Raw genomic sequence first — 21,197 nt, 5'->3', positions numbered from 1 at the left:
CGCGGCGCGGATGATCGCGCGTCGGGTGAAGCACAAATTGTCGAGACGGGTCGTTCGCGCGCGCTGCAAGCCTCATTGCAAGCCGCGCTTGTGCAGGCTGATGATCACCATACGGATGATGCAGTCTGATATCGATTCGCCCTGCCGTCGCAGCCGCTGCAGCCACTGCCACGTTGCTGCGTCGATCTCGGTTCGCCAGTTGCCGTTCGGCAAGCGTCGTCCGGTCGGCGGCTCGATGACGCTCGCGATCAGGGCCCGACACTCCTCGGTTATTTCGATATCCGGCATCGCTTGAATGGAAATGCAGTCTCAGCGAACCCGGGTGTTGCCCAACCCGACAGGCTCCGCCAGTTAAATTGCGGCAATGCCAAGAGGGCGCGTTCGCTTGCGCGGACGTCAGTCGTTCTCGGTTATGGCGACGATGGTCTCGTCGCGCGGCAGGGCACACACGACCCGATAGTCATTTCGCAGCGTGATCGTCAGCCACAACGTTTCGTCGTCATGCGCGCCGATCACAACGAGACCTTCGAGGTAAGCCGCTTCGTGGTCGTCAGCAACGGAAAAGCCAGCGCGCCTCAGTACACCGCGCTCCTGTTCGTCAAACTTCACGATCGTCGTCTTGGATTAGAGGAGGCCCCGCCCTCGCCCTTCTATCCGGGCCGGGCGCCGAAGCCTTGTTAATTTCTGGCAAGGAAGAGCGGTCGCGCTGAACCTCTGCTCGCGCCATTCGTCGGTCTTATTGTTCATCCGCCAGTTGCGGAACTTAGCACCAGCGGCACCGTCCCCAGCGCGCGCAGCAACCACCGCACCCTCCACAGCCGCAGCCACCGCAGCCACGCCAAACCCGGCAGCCGCGGCAACCGCCACAACCTCGGCAGCCCCGGCAGCCCCGAACAACAACGACGGCCATTTGCATGTTGCCGCCGACGCTTTCCTTGTCGAAGAGATGGAACGTGGCGAGACTGACGTCCGCCATTTCCTCTTCGCCAAGAACGAAGCGCTGGTTAGGCGATGTATCATCAGATTGAGGGCTGGCCGCGGTGGGTGTCGTGGCTGCGGATGCGCTCCCAGTCAGCGACAGACCTAGTCCGGCCAGTGCCGTCACGGTGGCGGCCGCGGCTGCAGACCCTTGTTTCGCAGTTTGATTTACCCGTGGCATAGTCGCGTCCTTGGAAGTTGTTGAAGGGGCAACTTAACGTGGCAAGTGTCCGTCTACGTCCAAGAATGTCGACATAGTGCAAAGAGTTCCCCGTCCATGCGACTCTTTTGACGCTTCCAAGGACCACACGTCCCGTCCGCGACGCGTGCTGGAACCGACTCTGCTTGCGACGAGTCCCCGCCGGCAAGGATCGGGGCCGGAATGGAGTACCGTTCCGTGGAGTAGCGTTGTACGAACAATCGCGAACGGCCGGCGATGGTCGGTCAAGCGCGATCACAATGGCAGGGTTGGGATATCCGCAGATGGTCCCATTGCCGTCGCGCACAATAATTCATTGACGAACCCATCAAGGTTCGGTCGAAGCCGAACGAATGAGGTTCATTGGGAATAACCAGAAGCCGACGCGCGCCAGGCGTTTCGCGGCGAGCAAGCGGCTTGAGACAGCATGTTACCTAGGTTGGCCGTTGAAGTCCGGGAGAGTTTATCCACTCGTCGATATGAGCTGCCGTGTCAGCTTGGCTGGCCTTTCTCAACAACTCCTCCCGCTCCCGGCCAGGCATTGTCTTCGCCTGCTCGCGGCGCTCCCTCGCGAATTTCGCGAGCTGGTCTTGAGGAGATACTGTCGGCCCAAAAGCGTGTCGCATGACGCTGCTCCAGCGAGTGGATGGCGATTGCAACTTTGGAATGCTGGCTGACGTGATGCTACTGCGTTGGAGCTTGTACCTTCTTGCCTACGAAAACCAGTCTCATTTTTGTGAATGAGCCTGGAAAAACCTGACCTTCAATAATCCGTCAGAAGTCATGTCGCGATATTTCGCGACAAGTGCGGTTCAATCCACGCCGCGCCAGGCTTCCGAGAACCGTGCAAGCCTATCAATAGCCCTGGATCGCTGATGCGCGCTACCCGAACGCCCGTCGCAGTTTCCGTGCGACATCGAACAGCATCTGGTTCTGTTTCACCAGCCGCTTGCCATGGCTCAGCGATGATATCGCCATCGCCGCGAGCTTGCCGCGCGAAGTCAGCGGGACAAAGCTGTCGAAGATCTCTTCGTCGTCCTTGCAGAACATGCGCTTGTAGTCGTCCGAGCCGATGCCGAGGTCGAGTGCGTGGTAGCCGCGCTCGTCGTAGCGGTCGATGATGTAGCGCATCAGGATCAGGCCGGGGCTGTAGCGAGCGTTTTCGGACAGCGTGTAGGTGTTGAACATCATCGAGAAGCGCTGGCCGTCGGCTACGCCCGCGAAGATCGCGATCACCTCGTCGTCGCATTCGAGCGCGTGGATGTCGATGATGCGGCCTTCGCCGCGCGGCATCAGGCATGCGCCGCGGATGAACTCCTCGACGCCCGGCTCGGCGAACACGTTCGGCAGCTTCTGTTCCGCCATCCGCGCCGGCTTGATACGGAAGAACCAGTCGAGCAGGCGGGTGACGTCCTCGTCGGTAGAGGCGAGGTGATAGCGATAGCCCGCGAGCGCCTGGAGCTTCTTTTCCTTGCTCTTCAGGCGGCGGCGCAAGGAGTTGCTGATCCGCGACGCCGGCGGGCCACCCGGCTCCATCACGAGCCGAGGGCAGCCGTTGATCGAGCCCTGCCGCTGCAACAGCGCAAACGGGTTCTGCTGGTCGTGCCAGCGCAGCGGCTGCTGCGTCAGCGCCAGCACGTCGACATGTTGGCCCAGTGGCGCAAACATTGCGTCGAGATCGGCTGCGACGGCCTGCGCGGCGAACTCGGCGTTCCACAGGCCCATGTTGAAGGTCGTATGCTTGCCGCCCATGAAGCAGGCGGTGCGCACGCCATGGCTTTGGCGGAGTGAGAGCGGGAGCAGCACCAGCGGCCGGTGCTCGGCGTCGTAGGCGATCACGATGAAAGGGCGGGCGGCTTCGTGTTCGCCGACCAGCCGCTGCCACGGGCTCAACAGATCGAAGCGTTGATAGGGCGTCGAGAGGTGGCCCGGCTCCTCGAAGGCGCGCCAAACCGGCTCGGCCTCTCCAAGGTCACTGACGACGCCGACATGAGCGATGCGACTCGCTTTCGACCGCGCTGGCGCTTCTGCCGTCCGGCTTTGCATCGCCGCAGCCATGGTCATTCGCGAAACCTGTCGAGAAACAAAAAATGCGTAGTTCGGCCCTTGGCCGACCTTTGCAAACAAATGTCAACAAAGGGTAAGGACAATGGCAGAGAGGCGCCGCCGGCGAACGCGCGGGAAGGTGGGACATTGGCATCCGACGACAGATGGCTGCAGCGGCTGCGCCTTGAACTGGCCTGGTTCACCGGCCAACCCCTGCTGCGCGGGCGCGGCGTTGGCGCGATCCTGCGCTTCGAGCGCGTGCGGCCGCGGCGGAGTGGGGCGTTCCAGCCACTGCGTGCAAGCGAGGTCACCCCGCAATTCCTCGACCGTGCCATTCGTGCGCTGAAGCGCTGGGAGTACGATTTCCTCGGCATGGACGACGTCTGTCGGCGCGCCGTCACGCTGCCGGAAAAGCGGCGCTTCGTGGCGCTGACCTTCGACGGGGCCGGCAAGGACCTGATCAACTTCGCCTGTCCGGTGCTGGCGCGCCATGGCGTGCCCTTCACGGTCTACGTTCCCACCGCCTTTCCCGATGGTGTCGGCGAAGCCTGGTGGCTCGCCCTCGAACAGATGATCGCGCGCGAAAGCCGCTTCAGCTTCATGATGGGCGAGAGGGAGCAGCGCTTCGTTGTCACCAGCAGCGCCGACAAGCAGGCGCTGTTCACGTTCATCGAGCGCTGGCTGCGCACGCTGTCGCCGGCGGACCTGACCGTCGCGATCAACGATCTCTGCACACGCCACCGGGTCGATCTCGCCGCCATCTCGCGCGAGGCCTCGATGAATTGGGAGGACCTGGCGAAGCTCGCGGCCGATCCGAATGTCACGATCGGCAGTGCGACCGTCAATTATCCGGTTCTTGCCAACATGAAGGATCCGGCGGCCCTGCGCGAGATGACGATGGGCAAGGCGGTGGCGGAAGCCGCCTTTCGCCGCGAGATCCGGCACCTCGCATTCCCGTTCGGCGATCGCTCATCGTTCCGCCGCAGCCACGTCATGATGGCGGAGGAGGCGGGGTTTGCCAGCGCGGTGTCGACCATTCCGGGCATCGTGGATGCCGAGGGGCGCACCAATCTGCGCGCGCTGCCGCGGATTTCCTGGGATGGCCGGGTGCGCTCGCTGCGCATTCTCCGGGTGCTGGTGTCGGGTGTCGCCTTTGCCCCGGTGAGACCGACCGGCAGCGCGCAAGCCGGTTAGGCGCGGTCGGGCCGCTGCATCCAGCTCACGATCGGCATCGCCGGCAAGACCCAGCCCATGCCCGCCACCACGTAGTAGATCGCCTGCCGCCAGCCGGATTCGGCGATCCACGGCATCTGCGCCAGCGCCATGCCGAGCAGGGCCCAGACGGCGGCCAGCACCAGAAGCAGGATGGTACCGAGGAACTTGCGGGTGCGGATCGTCATGAGGCGAGCTTTGCGGCTTCTTGCGTAACTTGCGCTGCGGGAGCGGGGGACTATAAGGGGCACGCAGTCCGGTTCAAGCCTTGGTTTTGCTCCTGAAATGACGACGATTTCCGCCTCGACCAAGCCGCATCGCGCCGTGCGCTGGTGGCTCGTTTCCGTGGCCGCGCTGATCGCGCTGATGGTGCTGGTCGGCGGTGCGACACGCCTGACCGAATCCGGGCTCTCGATCGTCGAATGGAAGCCGGTTACGGGCACCGTGCCGCCGCTCACGGAGGCGCAGTGGACCGACGCGTTCGAGGCCTACAAGAAGATCCCGCAATATCGCGAGCTCAATGCGGGCATGACACTCTCCGAGTTCAAGGAGATATTCTGGTGGGAATGGAGCCACCGGCTGCTCGGCCGCTTCATCGGCGTCGCCTATCTCCTGCCGTTCCTGTTCTTCCTGTGGCGCGGCGGCCTGTCCGGCGAGCTGAAGCGGCGGCTGTGGCTGTTGTTCGGACTTGGCGGGCTACAGGGCGCGGTCGGCTGGTGGATGGTGGCCTCGGGCCTGACAGAACGTGTCGAGGTGTCGCAGTATCGGCTGGCGACGCACCTGATACTCGCGCTCCTGATCTTTGCCGGCATCGTCTGGACCGTGCGGCGGCTTGCCGACCGGCCGCAGATCACGGCTCCCGCGCGGCTGCGGCTGACGAGCGCGCTGCTCGTGGTCGCGACCTTCGTGCAGATCTATTTCGGCGCGCTCGTTGCGGGCCTGCGCGCCGGGCGCGCCTACAATACCTGGCCCGCGATCGACGGCGCGTTCATTCCGTCGGCGGACCGCCTGTGGTTCGAGACGCCGTGGTGGCGCAATTTGTTCGACAATGTGCTGACGGTGCAGTTCGAGCACCGCATGACTGCCTATGCGCTGTTCGCGCTGGCGGCGCTGCATGCGTTCGATGCGGTGCGGTCGCGCGCCGGTGCGGCTGCAGGCGGGGCGCTGTGGCTGTTTGCGGCCGTGAGCCTGCAGGCGGTGCTCGGCATCCTGACGCTGATCAATCAGGTGCCGATTGGGCTGGCGCTCGCACACCAGACGGTCGCGATCGTAGTGCTGACGCTTGCGGTGATGCAGGCGGAGCGGCTGGCCTCGCGGCAATCGGCGGAGGCGCAGCCGCGCGCGGTTCCGCTCGGTCAGGCCGGCTGAACACTTTCAGCCCGGCTAACAATAGCCGTAGATGCCGCAGGCGTAGGGCAGTCGCCAGAAATAATCGACCTGCGGTCCGCCGTAATACGCGCCCTGATAGTCGTAGTCCCAGGGGCGGCCGTAATAACCTGGCAGGGTGCTCGAGCCCGGCAGCAGCGGCGTGCCCGGCAGGTTGCGGATGTAGCTGCCGACGCCATAGGCCGGCGAGATCAGCGCGTCCGGATCGGTCTCGACATAGACCTGTGGCGGTGGTGGCGGCGCGACCGCCCGCCGCCTCGGTGTGGCGGCGAGATCGGCTGCACTGACGCTCGAAACCGTCAGCATCGCCGCAAGGGCGGGTACTATCCAGCGCAGCATCGTCGGCTCCGAATCAAAGGGGGCGATCCAGCGACTATGTATGCGGCAGATATGGTTAAGGACTGTTAACTGGCTCCGTCATTCCGGGTTCGCGCTTGCGCGCGCCCCGGATTGACGCTGGATTTTACGCGCTCAGCGCCTGCTCCAGGTCAGCAATCAAGTCTTCCTCGTCCTCGATGCCGACCGAGAGCCGCACCACGTCGGGGCCGGCGCCGGACTTGGTCTTGGCGGCGTCGTCGAGCTGGCTGTGCGTGGTCGAGGCGGGGTGGATGACGAGCGAGCGGGTGTCGCCGACATTCGCAAGATGCGAGAACAGTTGCAGCTTCGACACCAGGCTGACGCCGGCGTCATAGCCGCCCTTGAGGCTGAAGGTGAACACGGCACCTGCGCCCTTCGGCGCGTATTTGCGTGCGAGCTGGTTGTACTTGTCGTTCGCCAGACCCGCATAGCTCACCGAGGCCACCGCCGGATGGCCGGAGAGGAATTCGGCGATCGCTTTCGCATTGTCGCAGTGCTTCTGCATGCGCAGCGGCAGCGTCTCGATGCCGGTGAGGATCATGAATGCGTTGAAGGGCGACAGCGCCGGTCCAAGGTCGCGCAGGCCAAGTACCCGGCAGGCGATCGCGAAGGCGAAATTGCCAAAGGTCTCCTGCAGGCGGATGCCGTGATATTCGGGCCGCGGCTCCGACAGCATCGGATATTTGCCGCCCGTGGACCAGTCGAAGGTGCCGGCATCGACGATGATGCCGCCGAGCGAATTGCCGTGGCCGCCCAGAAACTTCGTCAGCGAGTGCACGACGATGTCGGCGCCGTGATCGATCGGGCGGATCAGATAGGGCGAGGCCAGCGTGTTGTCGACGATCAGCGGCACGCCCGCCTTGCGCGCCACCGTCGAGATCGCCTCGATGTCGGTGATGCTGCCGCCGGGATTGGCGATGGACTCGATGAAGATCGCCTTGGTGCGCGGGGTGACCGCGCGCTCGAAGCTTGCGATGTCGTCGGGATCGGCCCACACCACGTTCCAACCAAAGCTCTTGAACGCATGCGTGAACTGGTTGATCGAGCCGCCATAGAGTTTTCGCGCGGCAATGAATTCGTCGCCGGGCTGGAGCAATTGCTGCAATACCACGACCTGCGCGGCATGGCCCGAAGACACCGCGAGCGCCGCCGTGCCGCCTTCGAGCGCGGCGACGCGCTCCTCGAGCACGGCATTGGTGGGATTGCCGATGCGGGTATAGATGTTGCCGAACGCCTGCAACCCGAACAGCGAGGCGGCGTGGTCCGCGTCGTTGAAGACGAAAGAAGTCGTTTGATAAATCGGGGTCGCGCGCGCACCGGTGGTGGGATCGGGCTGTGCACCGGCATGCACGGCGAGGGTTGAAAATCCCGGAAGGCGATCGCTCATTCGTGGCGTCCTGTTTCTTGTGGTCTGAAATCGCGCGGCATGCTGATCGGCGCCGCGCCTGCCGTCAAGGCAGGGCGTCACATCAGGATGAACTTGCTACGCATTGTCGCGTTCGCGAAATGAATGCTTCGCGCGTGCGTCAGCTTTGCTCGCTCTTGTTTTTGGCGGCACGATCCGATGCGGCGGTGTCGCCGCCGCCGACGCTCATCCGATTGAGGGATAGCCGCATGCCCTGCGTCGGTGCCGGCGGACGCTTGGAGCTCAGCGTGCGCGAGTTGACGCCCATCCAGGAGATCTCCGACGACAGGCGGCCATATTCGATCTTGGGGCAGCGGTTCATCACCACCTTGATGCCGGCGGCCTCGGCCTTCTCCGCGGCCGCATCGTCACGCGCCCCGAGCTGCATCCAGATCACCTTCGGCAGCGGATCGAGCGTCAGCGCCTCCTCGACCACGGGCATGATGTGGCTGGAGTTGCGGAAGATGTCGATCATGTCGACGGGGCGGCCGAGATCACGCAGCGAGGCGACGAACGGCCTGCCGAGCAGCTCCTTGCCGACATGGCCGGGATTGACCGGGATCATGTCGTAGCCGCGCTGGGCCAGATATTTGAACGCGAAATAGCTCGGCCGCACGTTGACCGGCGAGGCGCCGACCATCGCGATCGACTTCACGCTGTTGAGGATGGCGCGGATGTAATTGTCGGGATAGGCGTCGTGGTTCATATCTCGTCTTTTTCCTTGTCATTGCGAGGAGCGAAGCGACGAAGCAATCCAGTCTAGTTTTCTCGGTAGGATTCCTGGATTGCTTCGCGAAGCCTGTCATCGGGCCGCGCTTCGCGCGGACTCGTTGGCTCGCAATGACGATTTCATTCATCCCGCCATTTCGGCGCGCGCTTCTCGATGAACGCGCCGATACCTTCCTCGGCGTCGCGCGCCATCATGTTCTCGGTCATCACCCCTGCCGCATAGCGATAGGCCTCGGCAAGGCTCATCTCGGCCTGGCGATAGAACGCCTCCTTGCCGAGCTTGACGGTGTAGGCGGATTTCAGCGCGACCTGCTGCGCCAGCGCGATCGCGGCGTCGCGCTCGGCACCCGCAGCGACCACGCGATTGACGAGGCCGATCTCGCGGGCGCGCGCGGCCGGGATCGGCTCGCCCGTCAGCAGCATCTCCATCGCCTGCTTGCGCGGCACGTTGCGCGACAGCGCCACCATCGGCGTCGAGCAGAACAAGCCGATGTCGACGCCGGGCGTGGCGAAGCTGGCCGCTTCGGAGGCGATCGCGAGATCGCAGCTGGCGACGAGCTGGCAGCCGGCCGCGGTTGCGATGCCCTGCACGGCAGCGACCACAGGCTTGGGCAGGCGCACCACCGCCTGCATCATCGCGCTACAGGCGTTCATGATCTGCGCAAAATAGGCGCGGCCACGATCCGGATCGGTGCGGCGCGCGGTGAGCTCTTTCATGTCGTGGCCGGCGGAGAATGCGGGGCCATTGGCTGCGATGACGGCCGCACGGATGCGCTTGTCCTCCGCGATCGCGTTGAGGCTCGCATGCAGCTGTCCAATCATCGCCTCCGAGAGGCTGTTGCGCGCAGCGGGGCGGTTCAGCGTGAGCACGGCAACGGTGTCGACGATTTCGCGCAAGAGAATCGGCGGTTCCGGCGAAGGGGTGTGGGCGGGCTGGACGGACATCGGATATTCCAGTTGGATGATGCAGATAACTTAATGTAACAGGCGAAGTGAAGCGAGGGTGGGAACAGCATGGCATTGGCGAAAATGAGCGTGGCGGAGGTCGAACGGTTTCTTCGCGACGAGTTTCCCCAGGCGTTCAGCGGCGACGACATCACGATCGAAAGCGCGGACGGCCAGACCTGCCTCCTGCGCCAGCGCTACAGCGAAAGGATGCTGCGGCCGGGTGGAACCGTGTCGGGCCCGACGCTGATGGCGCTTGCCGATTTCGCCATGTATGTGGTGCTGCTGTCCGCCATCGGCCCGGTCGGGCTCGCGGTCACCACCAATCTCAACATCAATTTCCTGCGCAAAGGCCAGCCGGGGCAGGACGTGCTCGCCGAAGCCCGGCTGCTCAAGCTCGGCAAGCGCCTAGCGGTGGGCGAGGTGAACCTGTTGTCTGGGACCTCACCCGATCCGATCGCGCACGTCACGTCGACCTATTCCATTCCAAATATTTGAGCTTTTCGCAGGTATCAAAATACCATATTTTTAAACTATTGAATTTACTTATCTAATTTCCGTTGTCGGGCATTGACCGTTGCGCGTCGCTTCTCTAGAAAGCCGCGCAGTCCGGTGCGGTGTTCGCGCCGATGTCTCCCTCCACGGAAATTCTGACATGAAAACCTTTTCGGCAAAGCCGGCCGAGGTGACGAAGAAGTGGGTGCTGATCGACGCCAAGGGTCTGGTCGTCGGCCGTCTCGCCACCATCGTCGCCATGCGGCTCCGCGGCAAGCACCTCCCGACCTACACCCCGCACGTTGATTGCGGCGACAACGTCATCATCATCAACGCCCAGCATGCGGTCCTCACCGGCCGCAAGCGTGAGCAGAAGACCTACTACAAGCACACCGGCTATGTCGGCCACGTCAAGGAGCGCACCGCGCGCCAGATCCTCGAGGGCCGTCATCCCGAGCGCGTGCTCGAGAAGGCCGTCGAGCGCATGATCCCGCGTGGTCCGCTCGGTCGCGTCCAGATGGGCAACCTCCGTGTCTATGGCGGGGCCGATCATCCGCACGAGGCGCAGCAGCCCGAGAAGATCGACATCGCCAAGTTGAACCGCAAGAACACGAGGGCCGCATAACATGGCCGAATCCATCCAGTCGCTCGACCAGCTCGCGCAGCTCAAGACGGCCGCGCCCGATGCGCCGAAGCACGAGAAGAAGGTCGACAAGCTCAACCGCGCCTATGCCACCGGCAAGCGCAAGGACGCGGTCGCCCGCGTGTGGATCAAGCCGGGTGCCGGCAAGGTCATGGTCAACTCGCGTGAGGTCGAGGTCTATTTCGCTCGTCCCGTGCTGCGCATGATGATCCAGCAGCCCTTCGTTGCGGCCGCGCGTGCCGGCCAGTACGACGTGATCTGCACCGTCGCCGGCGGCGGTCTGTCCGGCCAGGCCGGCGCCGTCCGTCACGGCATCTCCAAGGCGCTCACCTATTTCGAGCCGGAGCTGCGCACCGTGCTCAAGAAGGGCGGCTTCCTCACCCGCGACTCCCGCGTGGTCGAGCGCAAGAAGTACGGCAAGGCCAAGGCCCGCCGGTCCTTCCAGTTCTCCAAGCGTTAATCGCTTCGGTAACATTCGTCGCGAAAGCGGCTTCAATGAGATGCAAAAGGGCGCTGATTTCAGCGCCCTTTTTGTTGTTCGTTTGTATGCAAATTCATGGAGTCTTTCGCGAAAACTTGGCCCTGGATGAAAACCTGAATGGAACTCGCGGGACATAGCGTCGCATCTGGAAGGGCGCGCAAGTCGGCTGGGCCGATCGCGTAACTGCTATGTTTTGAAGGGGGCCGACATGATGTCGCTCGATAGCATCACGCTCTATTTGGTCGCCACCATGGTTGCCGCACTGCTCGGCGCCATGATGGTGTTTTTCGGCAAGCAGGAGAACAGCCCCGCGCTGAAATGGTGGGGCACGGCATACCTGCTCGGTGCGGCCTCGGTGGCGTTGTGGACGGCGGCTGGCGACAAGGTAGGTCCGCAAGTCTATCTCGCGTTAAATGCGGTCGGCTTCGTCGCCTGCGGCATGGTGTGGAACGCTGCGCGGGTTTTCCATGGCCGCAAGCCGAGCTGGCCGGGCCTGCTGATCGGTGCGCTGGCCTGGGTCGCGGCAGTCACGCTGCTCGATCCCGCCGCGTCCACGCTGCGCATGGTGATCGGCGCCGGCATCGTCTCGGTCTATGCTGCGCTGACCGCAAGCGAGCTCTGGGTCGAGCGGCGCAAGAGCCTGCAACGGCGTTGGCCGGCCTTGGTGGTGCCGGTGATGCATGGCTGCGTGCTGATGCTGCCGATCCTGATCGGCGGCTTCCTGCGCCCGCACGATGCGAGCTTCTCGGCCAGCATCTGGGTCACCGTCTTCGCGGTCGAACTCGTGCTCTATGCCGTCGGCACCGTGTTCGTGATCTTCATGCTGGTGTCGGAGCGTACCGTTACGGCGCACAGGACCGCAGCCTCCACCGATCCCCTGACCGGCATGCTCAACCGCCGCGGCTTCTCCGAGGCGTGCGGGCGGGTGATCGAACGTGAGGCCAAGGGCGGACGCCCGGTGACCGTGATGATCTTCGACATCGACCACTTCAAGTCGATCAATGACCGCTTCGGCCATCCCGCCGGCGACGAGATGCTGAAACTGTTCTCGACCGTCGTCATCAGCAATCTGCGCATCTCGGATCTCTCGGGCCGCATCGGCGGCGAGGAGTTCGCCGCGCTATTGCCGTGCTCGCTGGAGGAGGGCGTGCTGGTCGCCGAGCGCGTGCGCGAGGCGTTCGAGACCTCCGGCGTCGTGGTCGAGGAGGGGCCGGTCGACACCACCGTCAGCATCGGCGTTGCCGGCGGTCCGGCCGGCACCGAGCTCGAAGTGCTTCTGGCGGCCGCCGACACGGCGCTCTATCAGGCCAAGCGCGGCGGCCGTAACCGCGTCGAGGCTGCGGAGGAGCTGCCGCTGTCGCTGGAGAACTGGCGCCGCCAGAGCGCAGCGCGCGTCGGTGTGCCGCGGACGCAGCCGGCCACGGCCTGAAGCGCGGGAGGTTCTGCGGTAATCCCCTGTTTACCATTCGATCCCTACCATTGCGGTCATGGAATCGATCCGTCGACAGAATCCGCAGGCCGCCCTGATGTCACTCGAAGCCGCTGCGGCCTCGGCACGTGGCGGTTTCGCCTGTCTGTTCTCCACCGCCGACGAATACGAGACCGCCGTCATCAGCGAGCGCCGCGCGCAGGGGCGCTATACCCAGAGCCGCAACTACTGGCCGCTCGCGCTGTTCGCCGGTTGCGCGCTCATCGTGACAGGCACCGTCCTCCTGTTCGCCTGAGAGCGCTGCATTTTCCGGTCAGGAGGGCGCCGTTTCGGCGCCTTTTTCTTTGTCGCTGGCTGCGGTAGACAGGCCCATCAAACAAGAAGGGTGGAAACCGATGGTCACCGAGATCGCGCAAATCGACGTCAAGCCGGGCAGCGAGAAGGATTTCGAGGCTGCAGTCGCCAAGGCCAAGGCCGCGTTCGGCCGCGCCAAGGGCTTTCACGGCTTCGAGCTGCACAAGTCGATCGAGAAGCCGCAGCGCTACCGGCTGATGGTGAAGTGGGCGACGCTGGAAAATCACACCGTCGATTTCCGCGGCTCGGAGAATTTCACCGAATGGCGCGGCCTGGTCGGCCAGTACTTTGCTGCGCCTCCGGAGGTCGAGCACACCGAGACCGTGCTGACGACCTGAGCGGCCTTACGCCGCTTCGGCGTGGGCGGGCGCCGCGGTCTCATAGGTCTTGAAATGGTCGATCATCACCTTGGCGATGGCGACCAGCGGCAGCGCCAGCGCGAGGCCCCAGATTCCGAAGACCACGCCGAGCAGGATCTGGAACGCGAACAGCGTGGCCGGCGGAATGTCCAGCGCCTGGCGCTGGAGGATCGGCGTCAGCACATAGCTCTCCATCGCGTCACGCCGAGGAACAGCAGCAGCGCCGATAGCGCCGGGATCCAGCCCGAGGCGAGACTCGCCAGCACGACGACGACGCCGGCAATGATGGCGCCAACCGTCGGGATGAAGGCGAGCAGGCCGGCCTGAATGCCGAGGATGAACGAGCCGGGGATGCCAATGACGGCCAGCCCGATCCAGGTGACGACGCCGACTGCGATCATGACGATGATCTGCGCGATCAGCCAGCGTTCCAGCGTCTCGCTGATGCGGTCGATGATGAGGGCGGCACGGGTGCGTTGCCTGGCCGGCGCGAGGAACAAGAGGCCATCGTGATAGATGCTGGGCTGGGCGGCGAAGGCAAGGCCCAGGAACAGCACGATGAAGATGTTGCCGACGGCACTGATGGTGCCGAGCAGCAGCTTGAAGGTCTGGCTGACGATCGCCCCGCCGCTGGAGGCGAGGGCGCCTGCGCCCGGCAACTGGCCATGCGGGGCCGCGCTTGGGGCAGGCGGCGCGTCCGACGCCGCGTTGGCGGCGGTGGACGTCGCATTGCCGATGTCGAAGAAGCTGGTGTCGATGCCGTGGTTCTCGAGGAAGGACCGGACATGCGTGATCTGCGACTTGATGGTGTTGCTGAGGGCCGAGGCCTGTTCGGCGATGGTCGCGCCGCCGAGATAGGCAACCCCGGCGAGCATCACCGCAAGCGCCACGCAGACGATCGCGAGCCGGACCGGATGTGGCCAATGAACACGCCGGCCGAGCGCGTTGGTCAGCGCGTTGAGGCCGACGCCGAGCAGCATGCCGGTGAAGATCAGAAGCAGCGTCGCGGCAAAATACCAGGTGAAGATGAGCGATGCGGTAAACAGCACGACGCCGATGCCGCCGACCGTGATCGCCCAGGCCAGATCGCTCCGGGTCCGGGAACGCTCGTCTGCGGGCATGGTCACATCGTTTCCTCGTCAGAAGGCAGCACGCACCTTTCGCGAAATCCGGCCGGGGATCAAGCCGGCGCCGATGCCGGTTGGATGCTGGCCGGAGCGGGGATGGTGGTCGCGACGTCCCGCGATGACGCGCCCAGCCCGGCGGCAGGGGTGTCCAAGGCCTCGATTGCCGTCGGGCGGGACATTTACGCGAAAATAGCATTGCCGTCCCGCAGTCTCCTCGGTTGAATTTGTTCCATCCGATGGGCATGTTTAGAGAATCTTCTTCGGCGGGGAGGTCGGAACGGGAGATGAGAAAGCCGGTCGTCGGCGTGATCGGGAATGCCCATCGCGTCGAGAATCGATTTCAGGTCCAGATGGTCGGTGAGCGCAATCTGCGCGCGATTGCCGAGGTCTCCGGCGGCTTGCCGCTGATGTTTGCGGGCTCGCCGGACATCACCGATATCAGTGCGCTGCTCGATACCGTGGACGGCGTCATCCTCACCGGCGCCCGCGCCAACGTCCACCCGACGCGCTTCAACGTCGACCCCTGCGAGAAGCACGAGCCCTACGACATTCACCGCGACGAGGTGGCGCTGGCGCTCTCGCTCGCCTGCGTCGCCCGCGGCATCCCGCTGTTCGGCATCTGCCGGGGCCTGCAGGAGATGAACGTCGCCTTCGGCGGCTCGCTGCACCCTGAGATACGCGAGCTGCCCGGCCGCATGAACCACCGCATGCCGCGGCTGGACAACGGCGAGATCCATCCCGATCCGACCGTGGTGTTCGCCGACCGCCACGAGGTAGACCTCACCCCGGGCGGTGCCTTTGCCAAAATCCTCGGCTGCGAGAAGATCCGCGTCAATTCGCTGCACGGCCAGGGCATTTTGGAGCCGGGCAAGCGCGTCATGATCGAAGGCGTTGCCGAAGACGGCACCATCGAGGCGATCCGCATCGCTGAGGCTCCGACCTTTGCGCTCGGCGTGCAATGGCATGCCGAATACGACCCGCAGCGCAATCCGATCAACCGGAAGATATTCGAGGCGTTCGGCGAGGCGCTCGTCGAACGGCAGCGCGCGACGGCTTAGCGCTCCTCGATAGACGAGGGGAGTCGGAGCGAGTCCGCTTCCGCGTCGTCATCACCCGTGCGTGAAGTCACCGGGTTTCAACCCGAGTGCTTTGATGGCCGCTTCGGGAAGCGGTCCGAACGCTTCGACCCGTTCATTCGGAGCCATCATGGTAGCGATGATTGCTGCGGCTCTTGCCGGATCTCCTTCGGCGACAAAGAAAACCGAGCGAACGGGCGCGCCGCCGCCTAACGGCTCAGTTGTAACCAGGACAACCTGACCATTTGCCATGCTCTCCTATACCCCCGTTGCCGCGTCCTTTCCACGATCGTGTCGATCGATCGTCACCAAAGCGGCGGTGCAGCAACGATCAGGCGCGCCAGAGCTAATCCTCCCGGGCTATTGCGCTGTCTTGGCACAAACGCCAGCTAAATGAGTTGTAGATGGCACAATCGCTCCGGGAGTGAGGGCGTGGCCAGCCGAAGGGTAAACCAGGATCTCCCCGTCATCGCGCGCTTCGAGGTGCGTCACCGCAATTACCTCGCGCCAGATGGTTCGATCCAGCGACCGCTTCCTTCTTTCGCCTCCGATTCCAAGCTGCTGATTGAGCTTTACCGGTCGATGGTGCTGCTGCGCCTGTTTGACCGGAAGGCTGTTGCGTTGCAGCGCACGGGCCGGCTTGGGACTTATGCCGTTTCGCTCGGCCAGGAGGCTGTGTCGGTCGGGATCGCAAGCGCGATGCGTGAGGAGGACGTTCTGTTGCCCTCCTATCGCGACAACGGTGCGCTGCTCTGGCGTGGCGTCAAGCTGGAGGAGATCCTCCTGTTTTGGGGCGGCGACGAACGCGGCAACCAGTTCTCTGGACCTGTCCATGACTTCCCGTTCTGTGTTCCCGTCGGATCCCAGGCGCCACATGCCGCTGGTGTCGCCTACGCCCTCAAGCTGCGCAAGGAACCGCGCGTCGCCGTGTGCCTGTTCGGCGATGGGGCCACCTCGAAAGGCGACGTTTACGAGGCGATGAATTTTGCCGGCGTGCACAAACTGCCGCTCGTCTTCGTCGTCGCAAACAATCAATGGGCCATATCGGTACCGTTGCGACTGCAGACCGCTTGCGAAACGCTGGCACAGAAGGCAATCGCCGCAGGCTTTCTCGGTGAGCAGGTCGACGGCAGTGACGTGGTGGCGATGCGGGCCGCTGCTGAGGAGGCCGTTGCCGCTGCGCGAGATGGCAACGGACCCCGGTTCATCGAGGCGGTCACGTACCGGCTCGGCGACCACACGACATCCGATGACGCGGCGCGCTATCGCCCGGCCGAGGAGGTCCAGGTGCATTGGAAGGAAGAGCCGATTGCGCGGCTGAGGACCTATCTCGTCGCCCAGAAAATGTGGAGCAAGGCGGACGAGGAGCGGCTCGCCGCCGAATGCCATGAGCGCGTCGAGGCGGCGGCCGAACGCTACCTGGCGACAGTGCCGCGCCGTCCCGAAACCATATTCGATCATCTCTTTGCTGATCTGCCTGAGGCCTATGCCGCGCAACGCCGCGAACTTGCGGGAGAGCACGATGCCTGAGGTAACTTTGGTCGAAGCCATCAACCTGGCGCTCGCTCGGGCGATGGAGGATGATCCTGACGTGGTCGTGCTTGGCGAGGACGTTGGCGCCAACGGCGGCGTCTTCCGCGCAACCGCAGGCTTGCAGAAGCGCTTTGGGGCGGAGCGGGTCCTCGATACGCCGCTTGCCGAGCTCCTGATCTCTGGGCTCTGCGTCGGCATGGCCGCGCAGGGACTGAAACCGGTCGGCGAGATCCAGTTCATGGGGTTCATCTATCCCTGCCTGGATCAGCTCGTGAACCATGCGTCCCGATTGCGCAATCGGACCCAGGGACGGCTCACCTGTCCCATGGTTCTGCGCACGCCGCACGGCGCCGGCATCCGCGCGCCCGAGCATCATTCCGAAAGCACCGAGGCAATGCTCGCCCATATTCCCGGCTTGCGCGTCGTCATGCCTTCCTCGCCCGAACGTGCCTATGGATTGTTGCTTGCCGCCATCCGCGATCCAGATCCCGTTGTGTTTCTGGAGCCGACGCGCCTGTACCGTGCGGCCAAAGGCGAGGTAGAGGACAATGGCGAAGCCTTGCCGCTGGATGCCGCTTTTGTCCTGAGGGAAGGTCGCGATCTCACGCTGATTAGCTGGGGAGCCATGCTGAAGGAAACCGTGGCTGCGGCAAAGGCGCTGTCCGCCGAAGGCATCGCGGCGGAGGTCATCGATCTCGCCACGCTCAAGCCCTACGACGAAGACACCGTGCTCGGTTCGGTCGCCAAGACCGGCCGTTGTGTCATCGTGCACGAGGCAGCACGGACCGGCGGATTTGGCGCCGAGATAGCCGCGACAATTGCCGAGCGCCGCCTGTCCTCGCTGCTTGCGCCTGTGACCCGCGTCACAGGCTACGACACAGTCGTTCCGATGGCACGGCTGGAGCAATACTACATGCCTTCGGTCGAACGCATCATGACTGCCGCCCGCAAGGTCTGCCAGTTCAGCTAGATGTCGACGGACCGGATTTTATCGGACTTGGGCCCATGCGCCAGTTCACGTTGCCGGATCTCGGAGAAGGCCTCGAGGAGGCGGAGATCGTGAGCTGGTACGTTGGCGAGGGCGATCACGTCGTCACCGATCAACCGCTCGTTTCCGTCGAGACCGACAAGGCGGTGGTTGAGATACCGTCTCCGTCGAGCGGGCGCATCGCGCGCGTGTTTGGCGCCAAGGGCGATATCGTCAAGGTCGGCGCGCCGCTCGTCGAATTTGCCGAGGGCGCCGAACAGGACACCGGCACCATCGTTGGCGATCTCGGCGGCGGCGAACATCGGCCTGCTCCAGGGACGCCTTCCGAGCCCCCGACTGGACCGCAGGTGTTTCCGGCTGTCCGTGCACTCGCGCGCAAGCTCGACGTCGATCTTGAGAGCGTGGTGCCCACGGGACCTGGCGGCACCGTCACGCGGGCCGATGTCGAGCGGGCTGCAAAGATTGTGTCCCAAGCCGGCTGCGCCGAGCCCCTGCGAGGCACGCGGCGTGCCATGGCCCAGCGCATGGCAACAGCCCATGCGCAAGTTGTTCCCGCCTCGGTGACCGATGAAGCCGACATCGACGATTGGCCGACGGGCGAGGACGTGACGATCCGTCTGGTGCGGGCCATTGCTGCCGCCTGCACGGCAGAGCCCGCGCTCAATGCCTGGTACAATCCCGGCGCAGGAGAACGGCGCCTCATGGCGCGTGTCGATCTCGGCATTGCCGTGGATACCGAAGGCGGCCTGATTGTTCCTGTGTTGCGCAATGTCGCGGAGCGCAACGTGTCGGATTTGCGGATGGGACTTGACCGGCTGCGGGCCGACGCGATCGCGCGCTCGATACCGCCTGAAGAGTTGCGTGGCGCGACGATTACCCTATCGAACTTCGGGATGATCGGCGGCCGGTTCGCAAATCTGATCGTGGTGCCGCCCCAGACGGCCATCATTGGTGCCGGACGGATTTCGCCCGGCGTCGTCCCGCATCGGGGACAGCCTGCCGTAAGACGCATGCTGCCGCTGTCGCTCACCTTTGACCATCGCGTCGTGACGGGCGGTGAAGCTGCCCGCTTCTTGGTCGCACTCAAATCCGATCTTGAGAAGATGTCGTGAATGCTGTCTGCGGCGCGCTCGCATCAAACGCCCTTCGGTCGCCTCCATTCATCGCATCGCACAACGAAGCCCATGATTCCCTTTGTGGCTGTCCTGGCATTGAGGTTCCGGAACGGAGCGCCATATCTTCGGCAAGGGAGCCCCTGCCGTGCAGACCATGAAGGCGACCCTCGTTGCGGCGATTGGCGTCGTGGCTTTGATCTTCTGCCTCCTTCCCGGCTCAGCGGAGGAGAGCGGTGGCCGTCTTGCACTGACTGTCACGATCGACGGAGCCATTGGTCCGGCATCGGCCAGCTACGTGAAGGAGGCCTTGGCCAAGGCAAGTGAGCGGCACGCCGAGATCGTGCTTCTGAGAATGAACACGCCCGGCGGTCTCAATTCCAGCATGCGCGAGATCATCGCGGATGTGCTTGCCTCGCCCGTCCCTGTCATCGGCTACGTCGCTCCCTCCGGCGCCCACGCGGCGAGCGCGGGCACCTATATCCTTTATGCGACCCACATCGCAGTGATGGCGCCAGGCACCAATATCGGTGCCGCGACGCCGGTGCAGATTGGCGGGCCGCTGCCGGGGCTGCCGAGCGGAGAACCGGAGAAGGGCGCCAAGGACAGGAAGGACGGTGATCAAAAAAGCGAGCCGAAGGATGCGATGACGGCCAAGGCGACCAACGATGCGGTTGCCTTCATCCGCAGCCTTGCAGAGCTGCGCAACCGGAATGCGGAGTGGGCGGAGAAGGCGGTCCGTGAGGCTGCGACCCTCTCTGCCAACGGGGCGCTAGAGGCCCATGCCATCGATCTCGTCGCGCGCGATCAGGCTGACTTGCTGAGGCAGCTGGATGGCCGCGTGGTCGAGGTCGCAGGCGGCAAGACGCAACGCCTCGCGACGAAGGACGCGGTCGTTGAGGTCATCGACCCCGGATGGATATCCCGCTTCCTGGCGGTCATCACCGATCCGAACGTGGCGTTCATTCTCCTGATGGTCGGCATCTACGGCCTGATCTTCGAGTTCATGTCTCCCGGTGCGGTCGCCCCGGGCGTCGTGGGCGCGATCTGCCTGATGATTGGCCTCTATGCGCTCAACTTGCTGCCGATCAACTATGCGGGCCTCGCGCTGATGTTGATCGGTATCGTGCTTCTCACCATCGAAGCGTTCAATCCGACCGTGGTGATCGGTCTCGGGGGGATCATCGCTTTCGTGTTGGGCGCACTGATGCTTTTCAGGGTTGAGGCGCCCGGCTACCACCTGTCGTGGTGGGTGATCGGCGTTACTGCGGCTGTGTTCATCGGCTTTGCTCTCGTCGTGCTTGGTTCGCTTCGGCGCATCCGCAAGGCTCCTGAACGGGTCGGCGCGCAGGCCATGCGAGGCTTGCCCGCCAAGGTGCTCGACTGGAACGGGAACGAAGGTCACGTCTTTACCCACGGTGAGCGCTGGCAGGCGCGCGGCGCCGAAACGTTCAAGCCCGGAGAGACGGTCGAAGTCGCGAGCGTCGTCGAGCTGACGCTGCTGATACGGCGTGCGCCGGCCCGCACCGGCGAGGGAGGTACATCATGATGCTGGAATATCTGACCTATGCGGCGCTTGCGCTGCTTGTCATCATATTTCTATCCCAAGCCATTCGAATCTTGCGCGAATACGAGCGTGGCGTCGTCTTTACACTCGGCCGCTTCACTGGCGTGAAGGGCCCCGGCCTCATCCTTCTCATTCCGGTCGTGCAGCAGCTCGTAAAGGTCGATCTACGGGTGATGGTGCAGGTCGTGCCGCCCCAGGACGTGATTTCGCGGGACAACGTGTCCGTCAAGGTCAACGCCGTTCTGTACTTCCGCATCGTCGATCCCGAGCGGGCCATCATCAAGGTCGGCGATTACATGGCCGCGACCAGCCAGCTCGCCCAGACCACGTTGCGCTCGGTGCTGGGCAAGCACGAGCTCGACGAGATGCTTGCCGAACGCGACAGGCTGAACGCCGACATCCAGGAGATCCTCGACAAGCAAACCGACATCTGGGGCATCAAGGTCACCGGCATAGAGATCAAGGACGTCGATATCAACGAAACCATGGTGCGCGCGATTGCCAAACAGGCCGAGGCGGAGCGGCTGCGGCGGGCCAAGGTGATCAATGCGATGGGCGAGCAGCAGGCTGCCGAAAAGCTCGTCGAGGCCGGCCGGATCCTCGCGCAGGAGCCGCAGGCGATGCAGCTACGCTACTTCGCGGCTCTGCACGACATCGCCGGTGAACGGTCGTCGACCATCGTGTTTCCGCTACCGACGGGCCTGCTCGACCATTTTACGCCGCGGCGCGACAATCCATAGGCAGGATGACCCATCTTCGGCCCAAATGGGCGTGTC

23 protein-coding genes and 1 pseudogene are annotated in these 21,197 nt (G+C 64.1%); 14 read left to right on the top strand and 10 right to left on the bottom strand.

All coding sequences use genetic code 11. The annotated features are described in order from the left end of the window. Positions 1–72: 72 nt before the first annotated feature. From AXW67_RS12520 to AXW67_RS12505, 3 genes are all read right to left on the bottom strand, one after another. The gene (locus AXW67_RS12520; protein ID WP_063678130.1) at positions 73–288 is read right to left on the bottom strand and encodes a hypothetical protein; all 216 of its coding nucleotides are present in this window, start codon (positions 286–288) and stop codon (positions 73–75) included. Between the two features lie 108 nt (positions 289–396). After that, positions 397–609, bottom strand: a complete 213-nt coding sequence (locus tag AXW67_RS12515) for a hypothetical protein (RefSeq protein WP_027550555.1) — start codon at positions 607–609, stop codon at positions 397–399. A 1,450-nt stretch (positions 610–2,059) separates the two neighbouring features. Further along, positions 2,060–3,241 (bottom strand): GNAT family N-acetyltransferase, encoded by a 1,182-nt coding sequence (locus tag AXW67_RS12505; protein ID WP_063678128.1) that lies wholly within the window; start codon positions 3,239–3,241, stop codon positions 2,060–2,062. 129 nt (positions 3,242–3,370) lie between these two features. On the opposite strand from AXW67_RS12505, the gene AXW67_RS12500 reads away from it, so the two are divergent. Beyond that, positions 3,371–4,417, top strand: a complete 1,047-nt coding sequence (locus AXW67_RS12500; RefSeq protein ID WP_063678127.1) for a polysaccharide deacetylase family protein — start codon at positions 3,371–3,373, stop codon at positions 4,415–4,417. On the opposite strand, the gene AXW67_RS12495 is transcribed toward AXW67_RS12500, so the two are convergent. Next, complete coding sequence (locus AXW67_RS12495) at positions 4,414–4,623, bottom strand: DUF2842 domain-containing protein (protein ID WP_027550559.1); 210 nt, start codon at positions 4,621–4,623, stop codon at positions 4,414–4,416. The genes AXW67_RS12500 and AXW67_RS12495 overlap by 4 nt on opposite strands. Positions 4,624–4,720: 97 nt before the next feature. Between AXW67_RS12495 and AXW67_RS12490 the strand changes: the two genes are divergently transcribed. Continuing rightward, positions 4,721–5,803, top strand: coding sequence for a COX15/CtaA family protein (locus AXW67_RS12490; RefSeq protein ID WP_063678126.1), 1,083 nt, complete (start codon positions 4,721–4,723; stop codon positions 5,801–5,803). Positions 5,804–5,818: 15 nt separating this feature from the next. Here the strand turns inward: AXW67_RS12490 and AXW67_RS12485 are convergent, their stop codons facing one another. The 4 genes from AXW67_RS12485 to AXW67_RS12470 all read right to left on the bottom strand — a co-directional run bounded on the left by AXW67_RS12485 (position 5,819) and on the right by AXW67_RS12470 (position 9,257). After that, positions 5,819–6,160: a hypothetical protein gene (locus AXW67_RS12485; RefSeq protein ID WP_063678125.1), complete on the bottom strand. Its 342-nt coding sequence runs from the start codon at positions 6,158–6,160 to the stop codon at positions 5,819–5,821. A gap of 124 nt (positions 6,161–6,284) precedes the next feature. Then, a complete protein-coding gene (locus AXW67_RS12480; RefSeq protein WP_063678124.1) occupies positions 6,285–7,565 on the bottom strand; it encodes an O-acetylhomoserine aminocarboxypropyltransferase in 1,281 nt (426 codons plus the stop codon). Positions 7,566–7,704: 139 nt separating this feature from the next. Continuing rightward, entirely contained in the window at positions 7,705–8,289 is a 585-nt protein-coding gene (locus AXW67_RS12475) for a CoA-binding protein (protein ID WP_063678123.1), read from the bottom strand. A 143-nt stretch (positions 8,290–8,432) separates the two neighbouring features. Then, positions 8,433–9,257, bottom strand: coding sequence for an enoyl-CoA hydratase (locus AXW67_RS12470; RefSeq protein WP_063678122.1), 825 nt, complete (start codon positions 9,255–9,257; stop codon positions 8,433–8,435). Positions 9,258–9,326: 69 nt separating this feature from the next. Here AXW67_RS12470 and AXW67_RS12465 point away from each other — a divergent pair, with 69 nt between their 5' ends. The 6 genes from AXW67_RS12465 (at position 9,327) to AXW67_RS12440 (ending at position 12,997) form a co-directional block, all read left to right on the top strand. Next, positions 9,327–9,755: a PaaI family thioesterase gene (locus AXW67_RS12465; protein WP_063678121.1), complete on the top strand. Its 429-nt coding sequence runs from the start codon at positions 9,327–9,329 to the stop codon at positions 9,753–9,755. Between the two features lie 157 nt (positions 9,756–9,912). Continuing rightward, on the top strand, positions 9,913–10,377 hold the full coding sequence (rplM, locus tag AXW67_RS12460) for a 50S ribosomal protein L13 (RefSeq protein ID WP_018642440.1): 465 nt from the start codon (positions 9,913–9,915) through the stop codon (positions 10,375–10,377). Position 10,378: 1 nt separating this feature from the next. Continuing rightward, the gene (gene rpsI, locus AXW67_RS12455; protein WP_027550566.1) at positions 10,379–10,855 is read left to right on the top strand and encodes a 30S ribosomal protein S9; all 477 of its coding nucleotides are present in this window, start codon (positions 10,379–10,381) and stop codon (positions 10,853–10,855) included. Positions 10,856–11,084: 229 nt separating this feature from the next. Beyond that, positions 11,085–12,305, top strand: a complete 1,221-nt coding sequence (locus AXW67_RS12450; RefSeq protein ID WP_063678120.1) for a GGDEF domain-containing protein — start codon at positions 11,085–11,087, stop codon at positions 12,303–12,305. Positions 12,306–12,363: 58 nt separating this feature from the next. After that, positions 12,364–12,600 carry a hypothetical protein gene (locus AXW67_RS12445; RefSeq protein ID WP_027550568.1) on the top strand — a complete coding sequence of 79 codons (237 nt, stop codon included), beginning with the start codon at positions 12,364–12,366 and terminating at the stop codon, positions 12,598–12,600. 100 nt (positions 12,601–12,700) lie between these two features. After that, entirely contained in the window at positions 12,701–12,997 is a 297-nt protein-coding gene (locus AXW67_RS12440; protein WP_063678119.1) for an antibiotic biosynthesis monooxygenase family protein, read from the top strand. A gap of 6 nt (positions 12,998–13,003) precedes the next feature. Here the strand turns inward: AXW67_RS12440 and AXW67_RS12435 are convergent. Then, a pseudogene (locus AXW67_RS12435) lies at positions 13,004–14,145 on the bottom strand (AI-2E family transporter). A gap of 284 nt (positions 14,146–14,429) precedes the next feature. Between AXW67_RS12435 and AXW67_RS12430 the strand changes: the two are divergent. Continuing rightward, positions 14,430–15,203: a gamma-glutamyl-gamma-aminobutyrate hydrolase family protein gene (locus AXW67_RS12430; protein WP_063678118.1), complete on the top strand. Its 774-nt coding sequence runs from the start codon at positions 14,430–14,432 to the stop codon at positions 15,201–15,203. 51 nt (positions 15,204–15,254) lie between these two features. Here the strand turns inward: AXW67_RS12430 and AXW67_RS40410 are convergent, their stop codons facing one another. Beyond that, positions 15,255–15,473: a hypothetical protein gene (locus AXW67_RS40410; protein WP_082907867.1), complete on the bottom strand. Its 219-nt coding sequence runs from the start codon at positions 15,471–15,473 to the stop codon at positions 15,255–15,257. 231 nt (positions 15,474–15,704) lie between these two features. Between AXW67_RS40410 and pdhA the strand changes: the two genes are divergently transcribed. The 5 genes from pdhA (at position 15,705) to AXW67_RS12405 (ending at position 21,161) form a co-directional block, all read left to right on the top strand. Next, complete coding sequence (gene pdhA, locus AXW67_RS12425; protein WP_245315527.1) at positions 15,705–16,751, top strand: pyruvate dehydrogenase (acetyl-transferring) E1 component subunit alpha; 1,047 nt, start codon at positions 15,705–15,707, stop codon at positions 16,749–16,751. Continuing rightward, positions 16,744–17,724: an alpha-ketoacid dehydrogenase subunit beta gene (locus AXW67_RS12420; protein ID WP_063678145.1), complete on the top strand. Its 981-nt coding sequence runs from the start codon at positions 16,744–16,746 to the stop codon at positions 17,722–17,724. Before pdhA ends, AXW67_RS12420 begins: the two co-directional genes overlap by 8 nt. A 35-nt stretch (positions 17,725–17,759) precedes the next feature. Next, positions 17,760–18,854, top strand: a complete 1,095-nt coding sequence (locus tag AXW67_RS12415; RefSeq protein WP_063678117.1) for a dihydrolipoamide acetyltransferase family protein — start codon at positions 17,760–17,762, stop codon at positions 18,852–18,854. 148 nt (positions 18,855–19,002) lie between these two features. Further along, positions 19,003–20,403: an NfeD family protein gene (locus AXW67_RS12410; RefSeq protein ID WP_063678116.1), complete on the top strand. Its 1,401-nt coding sequence runs from the start codon at positions 19,003–19,005 to the stop codon at positions 20,401–20,403. Beyond that, positions 20,400–21,161 (top strand): slipin family protein, encoded by a 762-nt coding sequence (locus AXW67_RS12405; protein ID WP_063678115.1) that lies wholly within the window; start codon positions 20,400–20,402, stop codon positions 21,159–21,161. The genes AXW67_RS12410 and AXW67_RS12405 overlap by 4 nt, the downstream gene beginning before the upstream one ends. Positions 21,162–21,197: the final 36 nt, after the last annotated feature.

The organism is Bradyrhizobium neotropicale, from assembly GCF_001641695.1.
GTDB lineage: Bacteria > Pseudomonadota > Alphaproteobacteria > Rhizobiales > Xanthobacteraceae > Bradyrhizobium > Bradyrhizobium neotropicale.
Note: the sequence above shows the minus strand (reverse complement) of the source record. Positions and strands in the feature narration are given on the sequence as shown.